Source organism: Burkholderia sp. JPY481 (assembly GCF_038900515.1).
GTDB lineage: Bacteria > Pseudomonadota > Gammaproteobacteria > Burkholderiales > Burkholderiaceae > Paraburkholderia > Paraburkholderia youngii.
On the sequence record NZ_JAYMRT010000149.1, the window covers coordinates 1 to 400 of the forward strand.

Here is a 400-nt window from a genome sequence, read left to right on the forward strand (position 1 = left end):
TCGCGAACTGCCGCATGGCGGCCTTCCAGTCGTGGGCCGCACGGTGCCAGTCGCTGGTGATTTTGCGCAGCGCAAGCCAGAGCAGTTTGGTCGCCGCTTCATCGGACGGGAAGTGTCCGCGCGTCTTTATGATCTTGCGCAGCTGTGCATTCACGCTCTCCAGCGAATTGGTGGTGTAGATGACCTTGCGCACCTCAGGCGGAAACGCGAAGAACGGAATCACGCGAACCCATGCGCGGCGCCAGGCTGCCATGACCGTCGGGAACCTGCTTGCCCACGGGCCCCGTTCCAGGGCAAGCAACTCCGCCTCGGCTGCAGCAGCACTGGCCGCCGTGTAGATTGGACGCAGGGCTGCGGCCAGCTCCCGACGCTCCTTCCAGCCGGCATAGTCGAGCGAATT

Annotated in this window: 1 protein-coding gene; it reads right to left on the reverse strand. The window is 64.2% G+C overall.

What is annotated here, in order from left to right:
* On the reverse strand, positions 1 to 400 hold a 400-nt coding region (locus tag VSR82_RS40095), incomplete at both ends, for a transposase (RefSeq protein ID WP_498858937.1).